The sequence below is a fragment of the Microcoleus sp. Pol7_B2 genome (assembly GCF_036701035.1).
GTDB lineage: Bacteria > Cyanobacteriota > Cyanobacteriia > Cyanobacteriales > Microcoleaceae > Microcoleus.
In genome coordinates, this window is record NZ_JAUBQB010000010.1 from 31225 (window position 1) to 51168 (window position 19944).

General features: G+C 43.2%; 15 protein-coding genes. 9 read left to right on the top strand and 6 right to left on the bottom strand.

Features of this window, described 5'->3' with window-relative positions; translation table 11 throughout:
- The first annotated feature begins 9 nt into the window (after positions 1-9).
- Positions 10-1398: a cytochrome P450 gene (locus tag QUA57_RS06120; protein WP_333060473.1), complete on the top strand. Its 1389-nt coding sequence runs from the start codon at positions 10-12 to the stop codon at positions 1396-1398.
- Between the two features lie 56 nt (positions 1399-1454).
- On the opposite strand, the gene QUA57_RS06125 is transcribed toward QUA57_RS06120, so the two are convergent.
- The 3 genes from QUA57_RS06125 to QUA57_RS06135 all read right to left on the bottom strand — a co-directional run bounded on the left by QUA57_RS06125 (position 1455) and on the right by QUA57_RS06135 (position 8291).
- Entirely contained in the window at positions 1455-5297 is a 3843-nt protein-coding gene (locus QUA57_RS06125; RefSeq protein WP_333060472.1) for a PAS domain S-box protein, read from the bottom strand.
- Between the two features lie 492 nt (positions 5298-5789).
- Positions 5790-7181, bottom strand: coding sequence for a malic enzyme-like NAD(P)-binding protein (locus QUA57_RS06130; RefSeq protein ID WP_333060471.1), 1392 nt, complete (start codon positions 7179-7181; stop codon positions 5790-5792).
- Between the two features lie 714 nt (positions 7182-7895).
- Positions 7896-8291, bottom strand: coding sequence for a hypothetical protein (locus QUA57_RS06135; protein WP_333042120.1), 396 nt, complete (start codon positions 8289-8291; stop codon positions 7896-7898).
- 349 nt (positions 8292-8640) lie between these two features.
- Here QUA57_RS06135 and argS point away from each other — a divergent pair, with 349 nt between their 5' ends.
- From argS to QUA57_RS06150, 3 genes are all read left to right on the top strand, one after another.
- The gene (gene argS / locus QUA57_RS06140; RefSeq protein WP_333060470.1) at positions 8641-10398 is read left to right on the top strand and encodes an arginine--tRNA ligase; all 1758 of its coding nucleotides are present in this window, start codon (positions 8641-8643) and stop codon (positions 10396-10398) included.
- Positions 10399-10831: 433 nt separating this feature from the next.
- The gene (locus QUA57_RS06145; protein ID WP_333060469.1) at positions 10832-11950 is read left to right on the top strand and encodes a restriction endonuclease; all 1119 of its coding nucleotides are present in this window, start codon (positions 10832-10834) and stop codon (positions 11948-11950) included.
- Between the two features lie 79 nt (positions 11951-12029).
- Positions 12030-13826, top strand: coding sequence for a hypothetical protein (locus QUA57_RS06150; protein WP_333060468.1), 1797 nt, complete (start codon positions 12030-12032; stop codon positions 13824-13826).
- A 70-nt stretch (positions 13827-13896) separates the two neighbouring features.
- On the opposite strand, the gene QUA57_RS06155 is transcribed toward QUA57_RS06150, so the two are convergent.
- The 3 genes from QUA57_RS06155 to QUA57_RS06165 all read right to left on the bottom strand — a co-directional run bounded on the left by QUA57_RS06155 (position 13897) and on the right by QUA57_RS06165 (position 15855).
- The gene (locus QUA57_RS06155) at positions 13897-14739 is read right to left on the bottom strand and encodes a YheC/YheD family protein (protein WP_333060467.1); all 843 of its coding nucleotides are present in this window, start codon (positions 14737-14739) and stop codon (positions 13897-13899) included.
- 87 nt (positions 14740-14826) lie between these two features.
- Positions 14827-15516 carry an ImmA/IrrE family metallo-endopeptidase gene (locus QUA57_RS06160; protein ID WP_333060466.1) on the bottom strand — a complete coding sequence of 230 codons (690 nt, stop codon included), beginning with the start codon at positions 15514-15516 and terminating at the stop codon, positions 14827-14829.
- 15 nt (positions 15517-15531) lie between these two features.
- Positions 15532-15855 (bottom strand): helix-turn-helix domain-containing protein, encoded by a 324-nt coding sequence (locus QUA57_RS06165; RefSeq protein ID WP_172189318.1) that lies wholly within the window; start codon positions 15853-15855, stop codon positions 15532-15534.
- Positions 15856-16109: 254 nt separating this feature from the next.
- Between QUA57_RS06165 and QUA57_RS06170 the strand changes: the two genes are divergently transcribed.
- The 5 genes from QUA57_RS06170 to QUA57_RS06190 all read left to right on the top strand — a co-directional run bounded on the left by QUA57_RS06170 (position 16110) and on the right by QUA57_RS06190 (position 19882).
- A complete protein-coding gene (locus QUA57_RS06170) occupies positions 16110-16376 on the top strand; it encodes a hypothetical protein (RefSeq protein WP_006634886.1) in 267 nt (88 codons plus the stop codon).
- 142 nt (positions 16377-16518) lie between these two features.
- Positions 16519-17223 (top strand): hypothetical protein, encoded by a 705-nt coding sequence (locus QUA57_RS06175; protein ID WP_333060465.1) that lies wholly within the window; start codon positions 16519-16521, stop codon positions 17221-17223.
- 61 nt (positions 17224-17284) lie between these two features.
- Positions 17285-17653, top strand: coding sequence for a hypothetical protein (locus QUA57_RS06180; RefSeq protein WP_333060464.1), 369 nt, complete (start codon positions 17285-17287; stop codon positions 17651-17653).
- A 56-nt stretch (positions 17654-17709) separates the two neighbouring features.
- Positions 17710-18687 (top strand): hypothetical protein, encoded by a 978-nt coding sequence (locus tag QUA57_RS06185; RefSeq protein ID WP_333060463.1) that lies wholly within the window; start codon positions 17710-17712, stop codon positions 18685-18687.
- Between the two features lie 100 nt (positions 18688-18787).
- A complete protein-coding gene (locus QUA57_RS06190; RefSeq protein WP_333060462.1) occupies positions 18788-19882 on the top strand; it encodes a hypothetical protein in 1095 nt (364 codons plus the stop codon).
- Positions 19883-19944 lie beyond the last annotated feature (62 nt).

A 19944-nucleotide genomic window follows, 5' to 3' on the forward strand; every position in this document is an offset into this window, starting at 1 on the left:
GAAAAACAAATGACTATCCGCACAGAAAACTCTCAATCTCAAAATCATGCTACCAACAAATTGCTAGACGGCCCTAAAGACGCTAGAGTTGTTCAGACAGTGCAGGGACTTTTAAATCCTCTGTATTATTTAGATAATAATTATCAACGCTATGGCGACATTTTTACCAGCAAATTCAGCAACTTTCCGCCCCAAGTAATTATTAGCAATCCTCAAGCTATTCAAGAAATTTTTACATCCGATTCCCAACTATTTAAATCCGGTACAGTAAATCAGATAGGGCTACCTTTAGTAGGATCGAATTCGTTATTTTTATTAGATGGCGCTCGACATTTGCAGCAGCGCAAACTTTTAATGCCACCTTTTCACGGTGAACGCATGAAAGCTTACGGACAAATCATCCGCGATACAACCGAAAAAGTAATTAATAATTGGACTCCTGGTAACTCGATTATCGCGCAATCAACTATGCAGGAAATTTCCTTGGAAGTAATTCTGCACACGATTTTCGGGCTGAGCGAAGGAGAACGCTACCAGCAAATTCAGCAATTAATTACTAATATGTTCAGCCTGTTTAGCAATCCATTAAGCGCTACCTTTTTGTTTGTCAAGTCGTTGCAAAAAGATTTAGGTGCTTGGAGTCCGTGGGGAGGATTTATTCGACAAAGACAGCGTTTAGATGAACTGCTTTATCAAGAAATCCGCGATCGCAAAACTCAGTCTGAACCATTGGGCGAAGACATCCTGAGCTTGTTAATTTCAGCTCGTGACGAAGCGGGACAGCCGATGAGCGACGTTGAATTGCGGGATGAATTAATGACAATCTTATTCGCAGGACACGAAACTACAGCCACAGCTTTAGCCTGGGCTTTGTATTGGATTCACTACATCCCAGAAGTCCGTGAAAAACTGCTGCAAGAACTCAATTCTATTGATGTCGAAAATTGCGAGCCGGCGGAAATAACCAAACTCCCATATTTGAATGCTGTATGTTGCGAAACGCTGCGGATTTATCCGATGCTATTTTTTGCATTTCCGCGCCTTCTGCAAGCTCCGATGCAGTTAATGGGTTATAAGATTCCCCAAGGAATGATACTTTCCACCTGCATTTATTTGGTCCACCATCGACCGGATATTTACCCGGAACCAAAATGTTTTAAACCAGAACGTTTTCTAGAAAGGCAATTTTCGCCTTACGAATATTTGCCGTTTGGGGGAGGAAACCGCCGCTGTATTGGCACGGCATTTGCAATGTTTGAAATGAAGTTAGTAGTGGCGAAAGTGCTGTCACGATACTCTTTAGAACTTGCAGAAAATCGCGCGGTTTTGCCCGTACACCGCAGTTTTACAATGGCACCGGCTGGTGGTGTGCGTCTGGTGGTAAAGGGTAGGATTTGAATCCTATCAAATTCGGTCGATCGAGCACAGATGATATGATACCGATACAACGGGTTTTAATTTATATTTTGCCGCAGAGGAATCTCGATCGCAAATTCGGCACCTTCTCCCAATACAGAATTGCAAGAAAGCTTGCCACCGTGTTTTTCTACTATAATAGAGTGCGAAATCGCCAATCCTAAGCCAGTTCCTTTGCCAATGGGTTTAGTAGTAAAAAACGGGTCAAACAAGCGCTTTTGCACATCTTCGCTCATCCCAGGGCCACTGTCAGCTATCCATATGGCAACACTGTTATTGTCTGTTACTTGGGTGCGAATCGTAATTGCGAGATTTTTGGCGGTGCGATCGGATTTCTTCATCTCCATTTCTAATGCGTCTAGCGCATTGGTCAACAAATTCATAAATACTTGATTTAACTGACCGGGATAACATTCAACTAAAGGCAAATTACCGTATTCTTTAATCACATTAATTGTCGGGTGATCGGCTTTATGTTTCAGGCGGTTTTGCAAAATTAGCAGCGTGCTTTCAATGCCTTCGTGAATGTCAACTTGTTTTTTTTCGGCTTCGTCAAGTCTTGAAAAAGTTCGCAGGCTCAAAACTATGTCGCGGATGCGATCGGCTCCAACTTTCATAGATGCTAAAATTTTCGGTAAATCTTCAATAAGATAATCAATTTCAAAGTCTTCCCTTGCATCTACAATTCTTGCGCTAGGCTGCGGGTATTCCTTCTGGTAAAGTCGTAGCATTTTTAGCAAGTTTTGAGTGTATTCGCTGGTGTAGCTGAGATTGCCATAGATAAAATTAACCGGGTTGTTAATTTCGTGGGCGACACCTGCTACTAACTGTCCCAAACTAGACATTTTTTCACTTTGAATTAATTGAGTTTGGGTACGTTGGAGTTCGCGCAAAGTTTCTTCTAGCTGTTGAGTTTGAGCTTGAGCTAGTCGGGCCGCTTTGCGGGTTTGGGTGTAGAGTTCGGCGTGGTCGATCGCGATCGCAATTTGAGCGACCACCGCTTGCATCAGTTCGACTTCAGAGTCGCTCCACTCTCGCACGGACATAGCCTGATAGCAGGTAATCACCCCAATATCGCCGGCAGCAGTATGAATTGGCAGCGACAGCACTGAGTTAAATTTTGAAGCCTGGAAAAGTTGGCGCAATTCTACATCTTCAAAAGTGCTGACATCATCAATTCGCAGAATTTCTCGCCGCAAAATCTGTCGCACAGCAAAACAAGATTTTTCGTCTATAAGATAAGTGCCGAGAATACTCGGCAAATCTGCATTCTTGGCTTCAAAAGTTACGTCCCAAACCGGAGGATTGTTGTTGGGACGATACCAAGTGAAAATGCACCAATCTAGGTACATCAGGTTGCGAATTTCTTGAACTGCGGTTGCTAAAATTGTGTCTAAATCTAAAGAAGTGCGGATTTGGTTGGCAATTTGATTGAGCAGTTTTTCTCGCTGAGCTTGCTGTCTGAGGGCTTGTTCCGATCGCACTAAAGTTTCTTCTGCAAGTTTGCGATCCGTTAAATCTTGGAGGACTGCTTGGATAATTTTTTGATTTCCCACTTCGATGATTGTCAGCACGACTTCTGCGGGAAAATCAGTACCGTCTAAACGCCGGTGAACCCAATCAAAGCGGTGGTTTCCCCGCTCAAAAGCGAGATCCATCATTTCGTTAACCAAGCTCAAAGAATCTCTGCCGTTGGGTTGGAAAGGAGGCGAGAGTTTGCCAGGGTTTTGGCCGTACAACTGTTGCGCGGTGGTGCAGCCGAATAGTTTTAGGGTGGCTGTGTTGGCATCGGTAATGGCATTGTCACATAACATAAAAACAGGCAAACTGGTTAATTCGTAGAGCGATCGAAATTTGGCTTCCGACTGCTGCAATGCGGCTTCTGTTTGCTTGCGATCGGTAATGTCGGCAACCATTGCCAAAGCGCCCACATAGCGTCCCTGTTTGTCTGCCAATGAATTAGTAGAAACCATCGCCCACAAGTCGCTGCCGTCTCGGCGACGGAACTTAAAATCGAGCTGTTCGCGAATTCCTTCACGGCGGCGTTCGAGACTGACTTGTGCGAGCGCGATGCCTTCTGCATCCATGAAAGCAAATAGGGGCTGTCCGATCATTTCCTCTGGAGTGCAGCCGAGCATATCGGCCATTTTTTGGTTGACAAAAGTAGTTTTACCATCTGTATCTATCATCCAAATTCCTTCGTCTGCTGTCTCGACAATGCACCTGTATTTTTCCTCGCTTTCTCTGAGCGCTTCTTCTGCTAATTGGCGAGCCGTAATGTTTTGAGTCATTAGCAATCCGCCGATAATTTCTTGCCGTTCATTTCTGACTGGCAAAGCATAACCGAGGTAAACGCGATCGCTGTAAAAAATTTCTGTAACAACTGTTTCTCCTGCCAGTGCCGCCCGATAAGTTGGCTCCAGCTCAGCGCAAACATCTGGCTTGAATACTTCCCAGATTGTCTTGCCTTCCATCAATTCTTTGGCAAGCCCCACTGCTGCTAATTCTGTACCTTCTACCAGCGTGTAGCGCAGTTCTGGATCGAACAACATCACCGCACCGTTAGGAAAGTTGCTTGCCATAGTGCGGTAAAGCTGTTCGCTTTTTTGCAGCGCAGCCTCTGCTTGTTTGCGATCGCTAATGTCAACTACGACTGCACCGATCCCGAGAGCCTCGCCATCTTTGTCTAGCAGGGGAAAATAAGAGCCTGTCAGGTGTCGGACAAACCCAGGCTTTCTGGGATTGTCACCACTCATCTCGATATTAATTAAGGGTTGTTTTGTCCTCAAAATTTGTTCGTACAAAGGCTCTATTATGGAAGCCATATTCGGCAATATTTCGCGGACATTTTTGCCGATGTGCGCTGCTGGACTCAGGCAATTTATTTCTGCTAAAAAATGATTAATTTGCACGTACCGCAATTGGGAATCCCAAATGCAAATTCCTGCAGGTGCCTCCTTCAAAAAGGTATCAAATAGTGCTTGTCTCTGTGCTAATTCTTGTTCTAAAGCTTTGCAAATGCTGAGATCGGTTAAAGAGCCAATCATCCCCACAAATTCTCCCGTTTGGTCTTTCAATAGCGACAGCATCAGGTGCGAGGAAAATTTTTCTCCAGATTTATGGCGTGTGATAACTTCTATTTCATGCTCGCCTTTTTTTTGTAGCGGTTTGATGATTTTTTCTAACAAAAACTCGTGCTGTTCAGGCGGGTAAAGTAGAGAAATGTGCTGTCCGATAGCCTCAGTTTTTTCATAGCCGTATAACTTTTGGCAGGCTTGATTCCAAATGGTGATCGAGCCGTCCATATCTGTAGAAATCACCGCTTCGTGAATTTGGTCAATAATTTGAATTTGGAGACGCAATTTTTCTTGAGTCTGTTCCAGTTCGGCGATTTTTTCTTCGAGTAGTTTCTGAGTTTTTTCCAGTTCCGCAGTCTGCTTTGTCAGCAATTTTTCCAGATGGGAATTGCCCTGCGGGGGCGCTGATTCCAGGGGAGCGCTATTTTGATCCCGATTATTAAAGATTTCTTCAACACTTAGCCAAATCGCGCACTGTCCCTCTGTTTCAATTGCCCGCTCGGAAACTCGCACGGGTACGAGGTGGTTGTTTTTATGTTTGTATGCTGCTTCGCACAGGTGCGTGTGGCTATTTTTTGCTTGACATTCTAGATATTTTTCTGGGCGGGCGCACTGTGTTTGCTGAATTTCCCAGTAGTTGAGGTGAAGAGTTTCTGCAACTGTGCGGCCGATAATACTTGCAAAAGCTGGATTTACGTCGAGAAAAGTCCCGTCCGTCCGGCACAATGCCAGCCCGATAGGGCTGAGTTCTAACAATTGGCAACGGGAGCGATTGCGCTTAGCTTTTCCTAACTGGCTTTGCATCTGACCTAGCTGGACTTGGTTTATTTAATTATATCTTTTTATCTTGTTTATTGCGGTGAGTTTTATCCTTAATTAAGAAAGAGGGAAGAAGGAAGTTCGGCAACGAGCCGTCTACGGAATTTAACAAATGTAACGGATGGATGCTGAGGTTGGAGGGAAGAAGGAAGAGGTTGGAGGTTAGAGGTTCGAGACAAGTTCGGCAACGATCCCTGTACGGGATTTAACGGATGGATGTTGAGGAAAAAGACAAGATGGGGAAACAAAAATGAGTAATAATCAACGGGGAGGAGGAAAGAGGGAATGAGAAGAAATTAGAAAAATCACAACAGAAGAAGTACAAAACTGGTACAAAGACCATTAATTTATACATGATATCTTCCCTCCAACGTTCTTCCTTCTTCCTTCTTTTTTCCTTCCTTCCTTCTTGCTGACATCCGTTACATCCGTTACATCCCGTACATTGCTCGTTGCCGAACTTCCTTCTTCCTTCTATTAATCGCGGGCAATACCTTCGGATCTGGCAGCCAACTGCACTGCACCGGCGACAGCAATGGCAACTCTTTCGTCAAAAACAGATGGTATAATGTGTTCTTTGTCAAGCTGGGAAGGGCTGACTAAAGAGGCGATCGCGTAAGCTGCTTCCAAATACATACTGGGCGTAATCGTGGTTGCTTTGCAGTCTAAAGCACCTCGAAATATCCCCGGAAATGCCAAAACATTGTTAATTTGATTCGGGTAGTCGCTGCGTCCGGTTGCTACGATCACCCCATCCTCCACAATTAATTCTGGCTGAATTTCAGGAATGGGATTTGCCATTGCAAAAACAATGGGATTCTCGGCCATCGAACGCACCATCGACCGGGTGAGTACGCCGGGGGCGCTGACGCCTAAAAATACATCCGCACCGGCGATCGCATCTTCCAAAGTACCGCTCGAAGGCACAGCAAATTCTAGTTTTTCTGGGTTCATATCCGTGCGGTCTTGGGAGAGGACGCCTTTGGAGTCGCACATGATGATGTTTTCCGCACCTGCTTTACGCAGCAACCGGGCGATCGCGACTCCGGCCGCACCGGCTCCGTTAATCACGATACACACTTCTTCTATGGATTTTTTCACAAGTTTCAAGGCATTAATTAATGCTGCCAAACTAACAATTGCAGTGCCGTGCTGGTCGTCGTGAAAAATGGGAATATCTAAGGTTTCCCGCAATCTGGCTTCGATTTCAAAGCAGCGGGGAGAAGAAATATCTTCGAGGTTAACGCCGCCAAAAACCGGGGCGATATTCTGCACTGTGCGAATAATTTCCTCGGTATCTTGGGTATTCAAACAGATAGGAAAGGCGTCAATACCTGCAAATTCTTTAAATAGCATGGCTTTGCCTTCCATGACTGGCAGTGCGGCGGCAGGGCCGAGGTTTCCCAGTCCCAAAACTGCGCTACCGTCGGTAACAATGGCAACAGTATTTTGTTTGATTGTGAGGTTATAAACTTGTTGCGGGTCATTAGCGATCGCAGTGCAGATGCGGCCGACTCCTGGAGTGTATGCCATTGCCAAATCTGACTGGCGTTTGAGGGAAATTTTGCTAACTACGCTGATTTTTCCGCCGCGGTGCAAGTTGAAAGTGCGATCGTACACGTCGATCACTCTGATATCTGGCAGCGCTTTCACTGCTTGCACTATTTCTTCATTGTGCTCGATGCTGTAAGCATCGACGGTGATATCGCGAACTGTAGTGGCGCGGGTTTGCTCGATCAAGTCGATTTGGCCGAAGTTGCCGCCAACAGATGCGATCGCGCTGGTGACTCTTGCCAGCATTCCCGGCCGGTTCGGCAGAGCAACCCGAATTGTTAAACTAAAGCTGGGATTTGGTGTCAGTTTTACCATGATGCCTTGATTTCAGATTTGAGAATTTCAATCTTAGATTTTATCGCCAATGTTAGGCATAAAATTTAATAATTCAAATTTTCAACTGAAATTTTTAACAAATTCTATGAGCCTGTGGTACGATCGCTCTGCACTGCCAAGGGTGTCGCTGGAAAACTCATCTTTTTTTGAGTAAAGCTTTGCTCTGTTTCTAGCTGGTGACTCTCCCACAAACAGCCTATTTTCTGTCAATTTCCCAGCGAACCGCGAATATAAAGCGCGGGTATAGAAACCGAGTTTCTGAGGTCAACGTGCGAAAGTCTTATCTATTTTTGAGAAAATTTCTGCTTATTCTGAACATCAGCAGATATTTCGCAAAAATCTATTTTTTACCGATACCGCCTCATTCCTGCTGCTGTCTTTTGAAGCGAGACACCCAGGAGAGTTGATGCGGCTTTTTGGTGGCCTTTATTGGGAATGTAAAAAGTAGATGCACGGCTGTTTGAGCCGGCAGGTAAAAATATGATCGACTGACAAGTGGGCTTTTTATATATATTTTGCCTGCTTGTTTAACACTTGCCAAGGATTGCGAGTGCAACCTTGCAAACGCTCTAATTACCTGCACGCTTTGCCCGATAATTCCAGGGACTGTAACTAACAGACAATCTACCCCGCACCACCACAGGCACAGGTTCAGCCGAACCGTGTTGAGTTGCTGGTTGCTAACTGTCAATTTTACCGATCGGCTGCAGCATCGGCCCATATAATTGTAAAGAATTTGCAAGCCAGACAATCCGGGGGAACTTTTTCTAAGTCTTGCATATCTACCGGTTGCTCTGCTTCGCTGCCGGGGGGAACTATGCACAGGGCAACTTGTCCGACTCCAGCCATGAGTTCGGCCACTCGCTCCAAAATACTGTCCATTTTTTCCATTAGTTGCTCTGCGGCATCCAGACTCGGCGCGATGATGAAAAAGGTTTTGACTCCATCGGGACAAGGGGCGAAGCCGAGGGTAGACTCTCGCAATAGTGCTTGGGTGGAGAGACTGAAACCGTCGTAGAAGCGATCGATTACTGCTTGATAAAAGGCTTGGGTCAGAGAGCGATCGCCAAAAATAGGTTGAGATAACATAACTACTTCCTTTCGTAGGATTTTTGGGTGCATTGAAAAAATTTTAACATACCTTAATGTAAGCGATTTAACTAAATGATCTAGCGATCGAGATCATTGACTAGATGTGATAATTTTTAATTTGTGTAGCGATCACAACTGTGATAAAATGTACTCTGTGCTATTACGGTCAATGATTTTGATCGCATCACCAGCTCAAAGCTAAGTACAAAATTTCCTAGTAGGTGAGGAGAGGAGGAGAGGGCCAGAGGGAGAGAACCAGAGGAAAATTACCTAAGTAGTAAGAGTATTATTGGCACAAAGTGCTTAATCTAGAGTTTAAAATAAACATCCCATCAAAATATTCAAGATGAACTCGATCGCCCAACAGTTAAAAGCAAAATTTGAAAAAGCATTCACCGCGGCATTCGGCGAAAGTTATGCAGGTGCAGATCCGATGCTAGCCGCCGCCAGCAATCCCAACTTTGGGGACTTTCAGTGCAACGCGGCGATGAGTTTGGGGAAAAAGTTAGGAAAGCCCCCACGGGCGATCGCCTCGACAATCATCGAAAATCTAGATATTAGCGACATCTGCGAAACCCCAGAAATTGCCGGACCCGGTTTTATCAATTTGAAGCTGAAACCGGCTTATTTGGAAGCGCAAATTAGTGCGATCGCCGGCGACTCGCGTTTGGGGATTGAACCAGCGAAAACGCCTCAGACAATCGCGATCGACTTTTCGAGTCCGAATATAGCCAAAGAAATGCACGTCGGACACTTGCGATCGACAATCATCGGAGATGCGATCGCCCGCATCCTCGAATTTCAAGGCCACGACGTACTCAGAATCAACCACATCGGCGACTGGGGCACCCAATTCGGAATGCTGATCGCATACTTGCGCGAAGTTCACCCCGAAGCCCTCACAACCGCTGACGCCTTAGACTTAGGCGATTTAGTCGCATTTTACCGCCAAGCAAAACAGCGCTTTGACACAGACGAAACCTTCAAAGAAACCGCCCGCCAAGAAGTAGTAAAACTGCAAGCAGGCGCCGAAGACACCCGCCGCGCTTGGAAATTGCTGTGCGATCAATCCCGCCGCGAATTCCAAGTAATCTACGACTTGCTCGATATCAAATTAACCGAACGCGGCGAATCGTTTTACAATCCATTATTGCCCGCAGTAGTCGAAGATTTAACCAACTTAGGTTTGTTAGTAGAAAGTGACGGCGCGAAATGCGTTTTTGTAGACGGTTTCACCAACAAAGAAGGCGAACCGCTACCGCTAATCGTCCAAAAAACCGACGGCGGCTATAACTACGCCACAACAGATTTAGCAGCAGTGCGCTACCGCATCCACAAAGACAATGCAAAGCGCATAATTTATGTCACCGATTCAGGGCAAGCAAACCATTTTGCCCAAGTATTTGCAGTAGCGAGAAAAGCAGGTTGGATTCCTGAAGATGTCGAAATTGTCCACATTCCCTTCGGTTTGGTATTGGGAGAAGACGGCAAAAAACTCAAAACTCGTTCTGGGGAAACGGTGCGGTTGCAGGATTTGTTAGATGAGGCGATCGTCCGCACGCGCCAAGATTTGGAAGAGAGATTAAAAGCCGAGGAAAGACAGGAAACTGAGGAATTCATTGCTAACGTATCTCGAACAATTGGTTTGAGTGCGGTTAAGTATGCCGATTTAAGTCAAAATCGCGCCAGCAACTATGTATTTAGTTACGACAAAATGCTCGCTTTGCAAGGAAATACCGCTCCATATATGCTGTATGCTTACGTGCGCGTGCAGGGAATTCGCCGCAAAGGTGAGATTAATTTTGATAACTTAGATGCTGGTGCGAAAGTAATTTTGCAATCCGATGCCGAGTTGGTATTGGCAAAGCATTTATTGCAGTTGAATGAAGTTGTGAATGCTGTGGGTGGCGATTTATTGCCGAATCGAATTTGTCAGTATTTGTTTGAATTGAGTCAAAAGTTCAATCAATTTTTTGAGCAGTGTCCGGTTTTGAAAGCTGAGGAACCGTTGCGGACTTCGCGGTTAATTTTGTGCGATTTGACGGCGAGGACTTTGAAATTGGGTTTGGAGTTGTTGGGGATTAAAGTCTTGGAAAGAATGTGATATAAAGTTTGTAGCTGTAGCGTGCGTGAGGGCAATAAATATTTGAATCTAGATGATGAGATTGTTTGCACTCACGCACCTCCCAAAGTCTTGAACAATACCCATGCAACCGGAAATAAGATAATTTTAACCGCTGATAAACGCTGATAGACGCTGATGAAAGAGGATTATTCTACATCAATTCCTTGCCACAGTTCAGAAAGCGATCAAGTCTCTCCTGTCATAGCTTCGTGCTATCCTTTCCTCTACTTCTAACAGTTGTGTTGTCATTTTTTTCATGGAATTGTGACTAAGTTTATTTTAGCGTGTGAAGAAGTGCGATCGCCCCTTCCTGCGTCAAATTTCAGGCTAATGGGAGTATTTTCGATGTTGCTAAAGAGAGTATGTTATACTTTTGGGTGGAAAGTATTGAAATTGATACTAGATAGCCCTAATGCCTGAAAACATTAAGCCGATTCAAAAGATTCTCTTTGGTAGTCCAGGGACGGGAAAAAGCTACCAGATTCGGGAAATTGCTAGAGATAAATTAGGAATTCCATTGGATGACACTACTCACACTGTCAAGACAGTGTTTCATCCAGAGTACACTTATGCTGATTTTATGGGGAAGTTGTTGCCCCTCACCCAAGGCAACTCAGTTATTTATAAATTTTACCCCGGGCATTTTATTCGCATTTTGGGAATGGCATACCAAGGTTTAATTGATGGCAAGAAAGACCATTACTTGCTCGTAATTGATGAATTAAATCGAGGAAATGCGGCCGCTATTTTTGGTACTGTATTTCAGTTGCTGGATCGCGAAAGTGATGGCTGGTCGAGTTATGAAGTCGATATTTCTGAAATGGAGTTAGTGGGCTTATTGGAAGCAATGCGCCTAAAGCCAATCATTCAAGATGGAACAATTGAAATTAAACAAGAAAAGACTAAAATACCTTGTGAAGACTTTTGTCAACGAAGAAAACAGGAATTAGCATCAGAAAATCCTGATGGTAGTAGAGTATTTAGCCTTCTACAACAACGGCGAATTAATATTCCATATAACTTGTCTATTCTCGCGACAATTAACACTTCGGATGAATCAATTTACTACCTTGACAGCGCCTTTAAGCGGCGGTGGGGCTGGGAATACGTTAAGGCCCCAGTAGGAAAATTTGTCGATCTATCTATTCCAAAAGAATTGCTAAATGTGAAGTTAGTCAGTGATGGTAAACAAATAGGATGGTGGTCAGAGTATTTATACTATATTGTTGGAATAAACGAATTGATTAAATCTAATTATCAGGTGATTCGGCGGATTGAAGATAAACAAATTGGTTGGTGGTTCATAAAACCAGAAAACGGCAAAGTGGAGCTTAGTGAAGTAAAAGATAAATTGATGTTTTATCTTTGGGATAGTGTATTTGCAAGAGATAAACGGCCATTAGAACAGTTTTTATCGACTCCAAATAAGCAGGTAAACTTAACAGCATATTCAGATTTCCTAGGTGTAATGGAAGAATTTACCCAAAAAGTATGTATACTAGGTCACCACTCTTTAGACCTACCCTTTTAATTTTGATATCAGCTATTTACTCAAATTTCAGCAGAGTAAGTACGGAAGAACAAAAGAGTATTGTTAGGATGTGCCAATTATGATTAACTTCAATTCCTTAAAGTTAATAGTACCCGATAATTACTCGTTTGTTGGCATTCAAAAGCAAGATGACGAACTGTTCTTTTATCTACCTAAAGGGTTTGATGCTCGACTATCTGAGCTTGACACATTTGTAGGTAAACGAGATTTGTTTTTCCTACTCTATAAAATTTTCGGCACTTTTCAAGAAATCTGTATTGATAAAGGTTATATAGATGATATTGGTAAGTTGGGCACCCAGAATCGTGATGGTGTAATTAACAGTCATCGGGGTTCTGAAATCGAAGATGAGGAAGAGGATTCAGAAAATATATTTTACTCGAAGCTGGACATTATTACTCACTTTTTGAAGGCTTATGAGGAACCCAAAATTTTAGCCCTTGCTTATCGATTGGGCAAAAGTAACAAGTTTGATGTCAGCCAGATTCATAAATACTTACACCAAGCTGTGTATTTACCTAATCATGCAGCTTATGTCGATGAAATGCTACTTCCACGACGAGTAATGCAGTTTGAATCTACTGATATTGTCACGATGTATTGCTATCTCTTTTGCGAGATTAAGCAGCAACTTGGAGAAGGGGTAAATGCGGAAATTACAGCATTAGCTGAGCGATTTCGTCAGCACTATCTCGGAAATCAAGACAGTCTTTTTGATGAACAGAGTTATGAGCAGGTTTTAGATATACTCAAAGATGTCTTAGAAACAATTGACCATAACACACCCATAAAAGATGCTGACTATTGGCAGTATTACGAAGCAATCAAGTTATTTCTTTATGGCAATTGGCATCAGGCAGAAAATGGTGAAATTTGGGGAATTAAAAATTTTCATAGTGTCTGGGAGTCGATGTGTTTGACTCATCTAGTACAAATAGTCGATCCCTCATTGCTTCTGCACTTAGATGATCGCTATCTAAGTTCTAGAACCGTGCAAAGAGCAAAATCATCTGCTAAGCTTATTGACTTATCAAACGCTTTCAATATCAATGGTTCTTCAATGATTCCAGATGCGATTGTCTTTGAATCGATTACCCATAAAATTAAGGATAAGAAGACTTATAAAGTGTCTGCTAAGGATTGGGATGATTATGGCTATGAAACGAGAATTAATGGTATTTATCTTGATCGTCGCTCTGTGAGAGTTGGTTATATTGATCAAACACCTGATAATCATACTATCAACAAGTTACGTGAATTATATAAGAGTGATACAAAACCAGGAGATGTGATTATTAATGATCCGTTACCCCCAAATTTTTACTCATTTTGGGAAATCGATTTTCCGCTCGCTCCCGAAGATATCCATAAGATGTATTACTTCAATCATCTCTTTTATATAGCTATAAAAAAGAAATTTACCGATTTTGATATATTTATCACAAAAATACGTGATTTATGCAATAAATCTCAGGTTTTTCAATTATCTGTTTTGAGAGATAAAAGCACTGAACATCTGAAAAAAAAATTCAATGATTTTATTCAACATGAAATTTATTTTGAAATAATCGATATCAAATACTTAGACACTAAATACTTCCTAGATCCTAACAACATTGAAGAAATTAAACGTAAAAGCGTCCGTAAGCAGTTTGTCTATGAGCACTTGCTTCAAAAGACTTTAGAGAAGAGAAAGGATCAATACAGGAATTTGAGTATTCGGAGTAGCTTTTGGCTCCCTAGCTACCTACCTGATGATTCAGAATTGTTACAAGATAGCTCGACTTTCATCGATGGCTACATTAAATTAAAAAATGTGAATTTTAAGTTATTGGCTGAAACCTATTTCGCTTAAAGCCTTTCAGTTAATCTACAGCTTACACCACATTCATCTAAATACGAGCGACTACATTCAAATCGACCATTTACGGCTTTTTGGTAACAACCAAGCTATCCACAATGCCTTTAAACATTGTTACGACAATTTGGCGATCGTTATTTCTGACAAAAATATCGTAGTTGGGACTTGAGTTAATTTCAATCAACCAATATGCTCCGTTTTTATCGAGTGCTATGTCAAGCCCCGCATAATTAATCGCAATTTCATCAAAAACAGGTTTAACAAAATCTTCAATTTCCGACATGAGATTGGAGTTAATTATATGTTTTGCTTTTGCACCTTCCCAGTGCAGCGGGCTTAAATTCCCCGCAAATTTAGCCTGAGATTTGTCTTTCTCGTACAGCAAAACTAGCTTTTCTTTGCAGAATACAGCCCGATATTCGTGGGCAATTTCGATATATTCTTGAGCTAGGGCCACATAGTCATAATCTTTGCTGTTGACATTAAATATAATTTCTAGGGCTGCTTTAATTTGCTCTCTACTTTCACACAAAAAAACATTGTTGCCACCAGCACCGCGATTTCTTTTTAGAATCACCGGAAAAGCGAATTTTTTGTTTACTTCTAAAACTATTGATTCAATATCTGGGAAACTCAAATACTTTTTATACTTGTCCTCGCAGTGAGGCGAGACAAAACCGAGAGTTCTGGGAGTATTTATTTTGCCGTTTAATAGTTGATAGGTATATTCTTTGTCTTTAAAAATTTCTGCTACTGACGCGCTGTTAAATGGCGTCATGTAATTGACAAAATAATATTCTTCGCCGCCCTGTTTGATTCTAATCAAGTTTTGGGAAGGATGCAGGATTTCGTAAGGGATATTTAATTCCTCACAAGCTGCCAGCAGGATTTCAATATTGGTTAGCATAAAATGTAACTTAATTAGAAATTAATTTTAAAGATTTGAGATTTGAGAATTGCTTCCAAATCTCAAACCTCAAATTAGATCGCACTTCTATCCAAACAATCGCTGCTGCCCGTTTGCCGCGTCTTTCCCGGCATAAATCTCGCGCGTTCCCTTGGGAATGTAAATCCAATCGAATTCTTGCAAGCGGTTTGTCAAATTGGAAATGCTCACTCCCAATTCATCTCTCATTTTGTATAAATGCGACCACTTAGTTAAATCGCGTCCCTGTCTTTTTTCCTCCAAAATACACCGAGGCATCAACAAACAGCTTGCAAAATATTGCGCTTGCCATTCGATCGACAAAACCTTATTATCAGCACTCGCACCCCGACAAACAAACGGTTCCTCGACATCCTGGGCTGCTTTTCCTTCATTCCCTAAGTTTAATTCCAACTGTTCCACAGTGCCGTCTGCTTCGTCTTGATTGACGTGTAGCACCCAGTGGCCGATTTCGTGGGCGATCGTCGATTCGATGAAGCCCGGCGGTTTTTCGAGAATCTGTTCGTTGATTTCGATTAACCGCTGCTGCGGCAAAATCCTCGCCGCGATCGCACCTTCTTCATCCGGCTCAATGCACTCCCAAACTACGCCCAAATCCAGAAAATCAGCAACCGTTGTCGCATCAAAAGGCCATCTCGGAGCAAAATTTTGCGTTTTCTGCATCTGCATCAAGATGTCATTTGCCAAACGCTCGATCGTTTCTTTGGGATAGAAGCAATACGGCTTAAAAATACTCACTATGAGGGGCCTCTCTTACGCTTCAAAAGACTGTTTGAGCCAATCTGGATTTTCTTGCATCCGGCGGAAAAGAGCCTGCATTTCCTTCGGATTCTGCTTCAGCAGCGCTTCGTACTGCTGCGGTAGTCTCCCCGCCAAGAAAATCAATTCCTCTTCGTTGATGTCTAGATTTCGCGCTAATGCTCGGATTACGTCCTCTTTTGGCGCATAATCCGCTCGATCGTTCTCCAACTTAGACAAATAAGTAAAATCCACACTTAGCATAGCAGCTAGCTCACGTTGTGAGTAAGCTTTGTCCTTGCGAGCTTGACGGATCAGTCTTCCAAATGTTTGTTCCACGGTTTTTCGCCTCCTGACAAGCATTCTAGCCTGTTTTGATGAAAAGTTCAACAAAATACTTGACGGGAAAATCAACCCGCGCTACCATGAGGTTAGTTGACTGTTTAATCAACCCGCTAAGCCTGACTGGTAGGGTTAAGGGTGCAAATTAGCCTAGCTCACACGCTACATATAGCGTCGTCAACTTTAGAGGAGTGAGAAGCGCTGGGCGTCAAAACGCTTGTACGCAGCAAATAAGGAGGAGCAGATAGCAAATGCTGAGAACCTGGACAGACACGCATTACAAGCTCGAAGACGATGACTGGCTATACATCGCCACCCACGAAGAACAAAGCTCAGCCTCACTGGTTTGTCCCGGCTACGCGCGGGATGGCGAAGGCTTCAGCATCCACTTCACCCCAGCGCACCTAGAAACGTTAGAGCATTTGCTCGCCGCGCTGCGGATTATCAAAGCTCAACAAGAGGCGATGCTTGAGTATACCTATCCAGAACCAAAAGCGACAACACATCTCATTAGGTAATGGAAGGAAGAAGGAAGAAGGAAGAAGGAAGAAGCAAGAAGGAAGAAGGAAGAAAAATAATTCGAGTGTTGTGAGTTCCCAATTCCCAATTACCGATTCCTAATAGTCAGAACATAAATCAATAATTAAGGAAAAACGAACAATGACTACTAAAACACAAGAAAGACCTACATTTTCAGTATTTGGTGCCAAACCGAGCAATGCTTTGCTAGTACCAGAAATCCCGATCGCAGTACGTAACAATTGCCAGGCAGGCCAGTGGACAATTGGCGATACAGACTACGGTTCCAAGTGTTCCATGACAATCCTCAAATTCTCCAAATTCTTCGGTTCCCTCGGCCAAACTTCCCACACACTATGGGGTCAACTGTGGTTTGTCGCAGAAAGTGGCGAACTGCCGCAAGGAGTTGTCATGGTGACATACATCAAAAACCGCAGCTTGAACGATTTTAACCGTTTGGTAGCATCAGTTCAATCTCGCGGCGTAGAACCTGCAACTGGAATTTTTGTTCCCGAATTTGTCAAGCATTCCGGTCAGAAACCAGACGACAGCGGAGTAGTAAAACCGATCAACTACTACAGCTTGAAATGGTCTTGGATGGAGCGTAAAGACTGGGGAGTAATCGACCAAGCCGCAGCAGTTTTGTCAGATTCTAGCAATCAATCGCGGATGATTGACTTAGAAGGAACAAAAGCTATGGTGTGTTTAGATAACCTGCCGGCGCAGCAAGTGGCCTGCTTAATGGCCGCTCACGCTGGCGGTGAAAGCGATGCTATGACTTTGAATTCTAACGGCGGTATGTCGCTACCGCCAGCGGAAGACAAATCAACTGCTGACTTGTTCTAATTCTGTTGTAAAGGCGCGATTTAATCGCGCCTTTACCATAACTGTTACAACGCATAGTGAAATGAAGAAATTAACGAATCTAAAAACCCAACCCAACCTCCAAGAAAGCCGTTTGAAAGAGAATCTTGAGCTGCTAGACAAAATTCGGGCAGACGCAGTTAACGACATCGAAAGTCTCACCGAAGACTTCCAACACATGACTTTAGTTGCCGAATCTGTCCAGCGGAATTACCGAGCTTTGTTAGCCGAAAATCAATTGCTAAAAGGCACACTTTTAAGTATAATTGATGAGTGCGGCTGCGGGCAAGGAAATCGGTGCGATCGCTGCTGGAAAATTCTCAAAGTTCTAGGTATTGCCAATCCCGAAGAAAAACCCGACGCAGCCAGAAAGTACCGTTCCCTTCTCAGCCAACTCCGCAAATTAGAATAACTGAAAACGTTTCAGTCACAAGTGTCGAAAAGTTATAATCAGGAGAAGCAAACATTATGACAATAGCAACTGCCAAGGATAGCAAAGCCCAAATTTTGCAAAACTTTCAGCAGATTTTAGCAGACAAAAAAAAGATCGAATCTAAAGTCGAAACTAAAGAACAGTCAGCCGAAAAAGCCAAAAACAAACAACTCCTCGAAGTCGCCTCCACCTACACAATTGACAGCATCGTCAAAGGCTTAGCAGACTTACAATTAGATTTTGGCAGCATCACCAGCGGACTTTCCGAAAAACTGAAGGCGGAATCTTCCAAATTAGACGAATTAAAACGCGCGATCGAAATTGAAGCGGCACAATTGCAAGAGTTGCAGCAAATCAGAGTTGTAGCAGACGCCCTCCACATTTTAACTCAAGAGCACCGAGAAAAATTGACCCTGCTGGAACAAAACGCTGCGAACCAACGCGAACTTATCGAAAAAGACACCACCCAAAAACGCAAAATTTGGGAAAAAGAACAGCAAGAATTTGAGGCAGCAGTTCAAGAAGAAACTGCACACATAACTAAAAAGCGTCAGGAAGAAACAGCCGATTACCAATACGAATTAGAACGCACCCGCAAAATCGAAACCGACGAATACGAAGAAACGAAGCGCAAACTAGAACGGGACTTGCAAGAATCTACCCGCGAAAAAGAAAAAAATTGGGTGGAACGGGAAAAAGTCCTCAGCGACAATCAAACGGAGTTTGAAGAGAATCAAAGAAAAGTCGCCGGATTTGAAGAAGAACTCAAACAGGCTTATGTCAAAGCCAAAGAAGAAGCAATTCAAGAAGTTTCCCGCGAAGCTAAAGTCAAGGCAGATTTAGTGGATAAAGAATGGGAAAGCACTAAGCAAGGATATGAATTGAAAGTCCAATCTCTACAGCAGACTATTGAGCGACAAACCGAACAAATCGCCGAAATATCTGCACAATTGCAAGCCATGATGAAGCAAGCGCAAGACTTGGCACTGAAAGCTTTTGCTACCAAAGCTTAAGGTTGGCAGCTCAAATTTGGATAATAATCGGCGGTTGAAACCGCTCAAGAGTCAAACAAAGTCCGCCGATGCGGACTAACAAAGTTAGGAGATGAAAGCGATGGCGAGAATGAATGACAAAAATACGAAGGCTGAAATATTAGAAGCTTATAAACAGTTGGAACAGGAAAAAAATGCACTGGATTCGCAACTGAAGCAGCTTAATAACGATAAATCTGCAAATATTTCTCAACCAGAAATCGCAGTCCAAGAACTAGCAATAGTCGAAGCAAGAAAAGCAATGGCTTTAACTGAAAGCAAACAAAAAATGCAGGGGACGATCGACAATTTAATCTTACTGCAATTTGGCTTCGGTGCTGCTGTCAGCGAACTGTCGGAAAAACTGACAACAGAAGCGTCTAAACTGGGGGAATTGCAGCGAACTGTCGGCGACGAAATCCAACAACTGCAAGAGTTGCATAGTTTAGAAGATGTTGCAGAAGATACGCTGGACAATTTAATCCAACAATACGAAGAAAGCGCCAAAACATTTAGTGCGGAACTCAGCGAACAGCGCGAAACTGTTGAACAGGAATTGTTGGAACGCCGGCAAGCTTGGGAAAAAGAGCAGGAACTGCAAAAGTTGACCGTTAAAGAACGCAATGAGAATCAGCAAAAAGCTCGCCAGCGGCATGAAGAGTTGTATGCTTACGATTTGAATCTTCAGCGAAATCTGGACATCGAAGAATACGAACAGCGCCAGAAAAGGCTGTATCAAGAAATCGAAGAGTTTCAGCAAGAACAGGAGAAACAGTGGGCGGAACGCGAAAAATCTATTTCGGAACGCGAAAAACTTTATGCTGAGGTTAAAGCTAAGGTAGAAGCTTTCCCGAAAGAACTGGAAGCTAATATCAAGAACGGGAAAGATAACGGCCGCAATATTGGCAATTATCAAGCTAAAGTTAAGGCTGATTTGTCTGCTAAAGATATCGAAGGGCAAAAGCAAAATTATGAACTGCAAATTCAAGGGATGTTGCAGACAATTCAAAATCAAGATGCGCGCCTTGCTAGCTTGTCGAAACAACTGGATTCTGCTTTGAAACAGGTTCAAGATTTGGCGGTGAAGGCGATTGAGGGAGCATCGAATTTGAGTTCTTTGCAAGCAGTCAGGGAAATTGCGATCGAACAAGCGAAGACTCAGCAGAAAAATAAGTAGATCGGACTCGGCGGTTGAAACTGGGGCTACACCAACGAAGTAGATAAGAGTCGGCGGTTGAA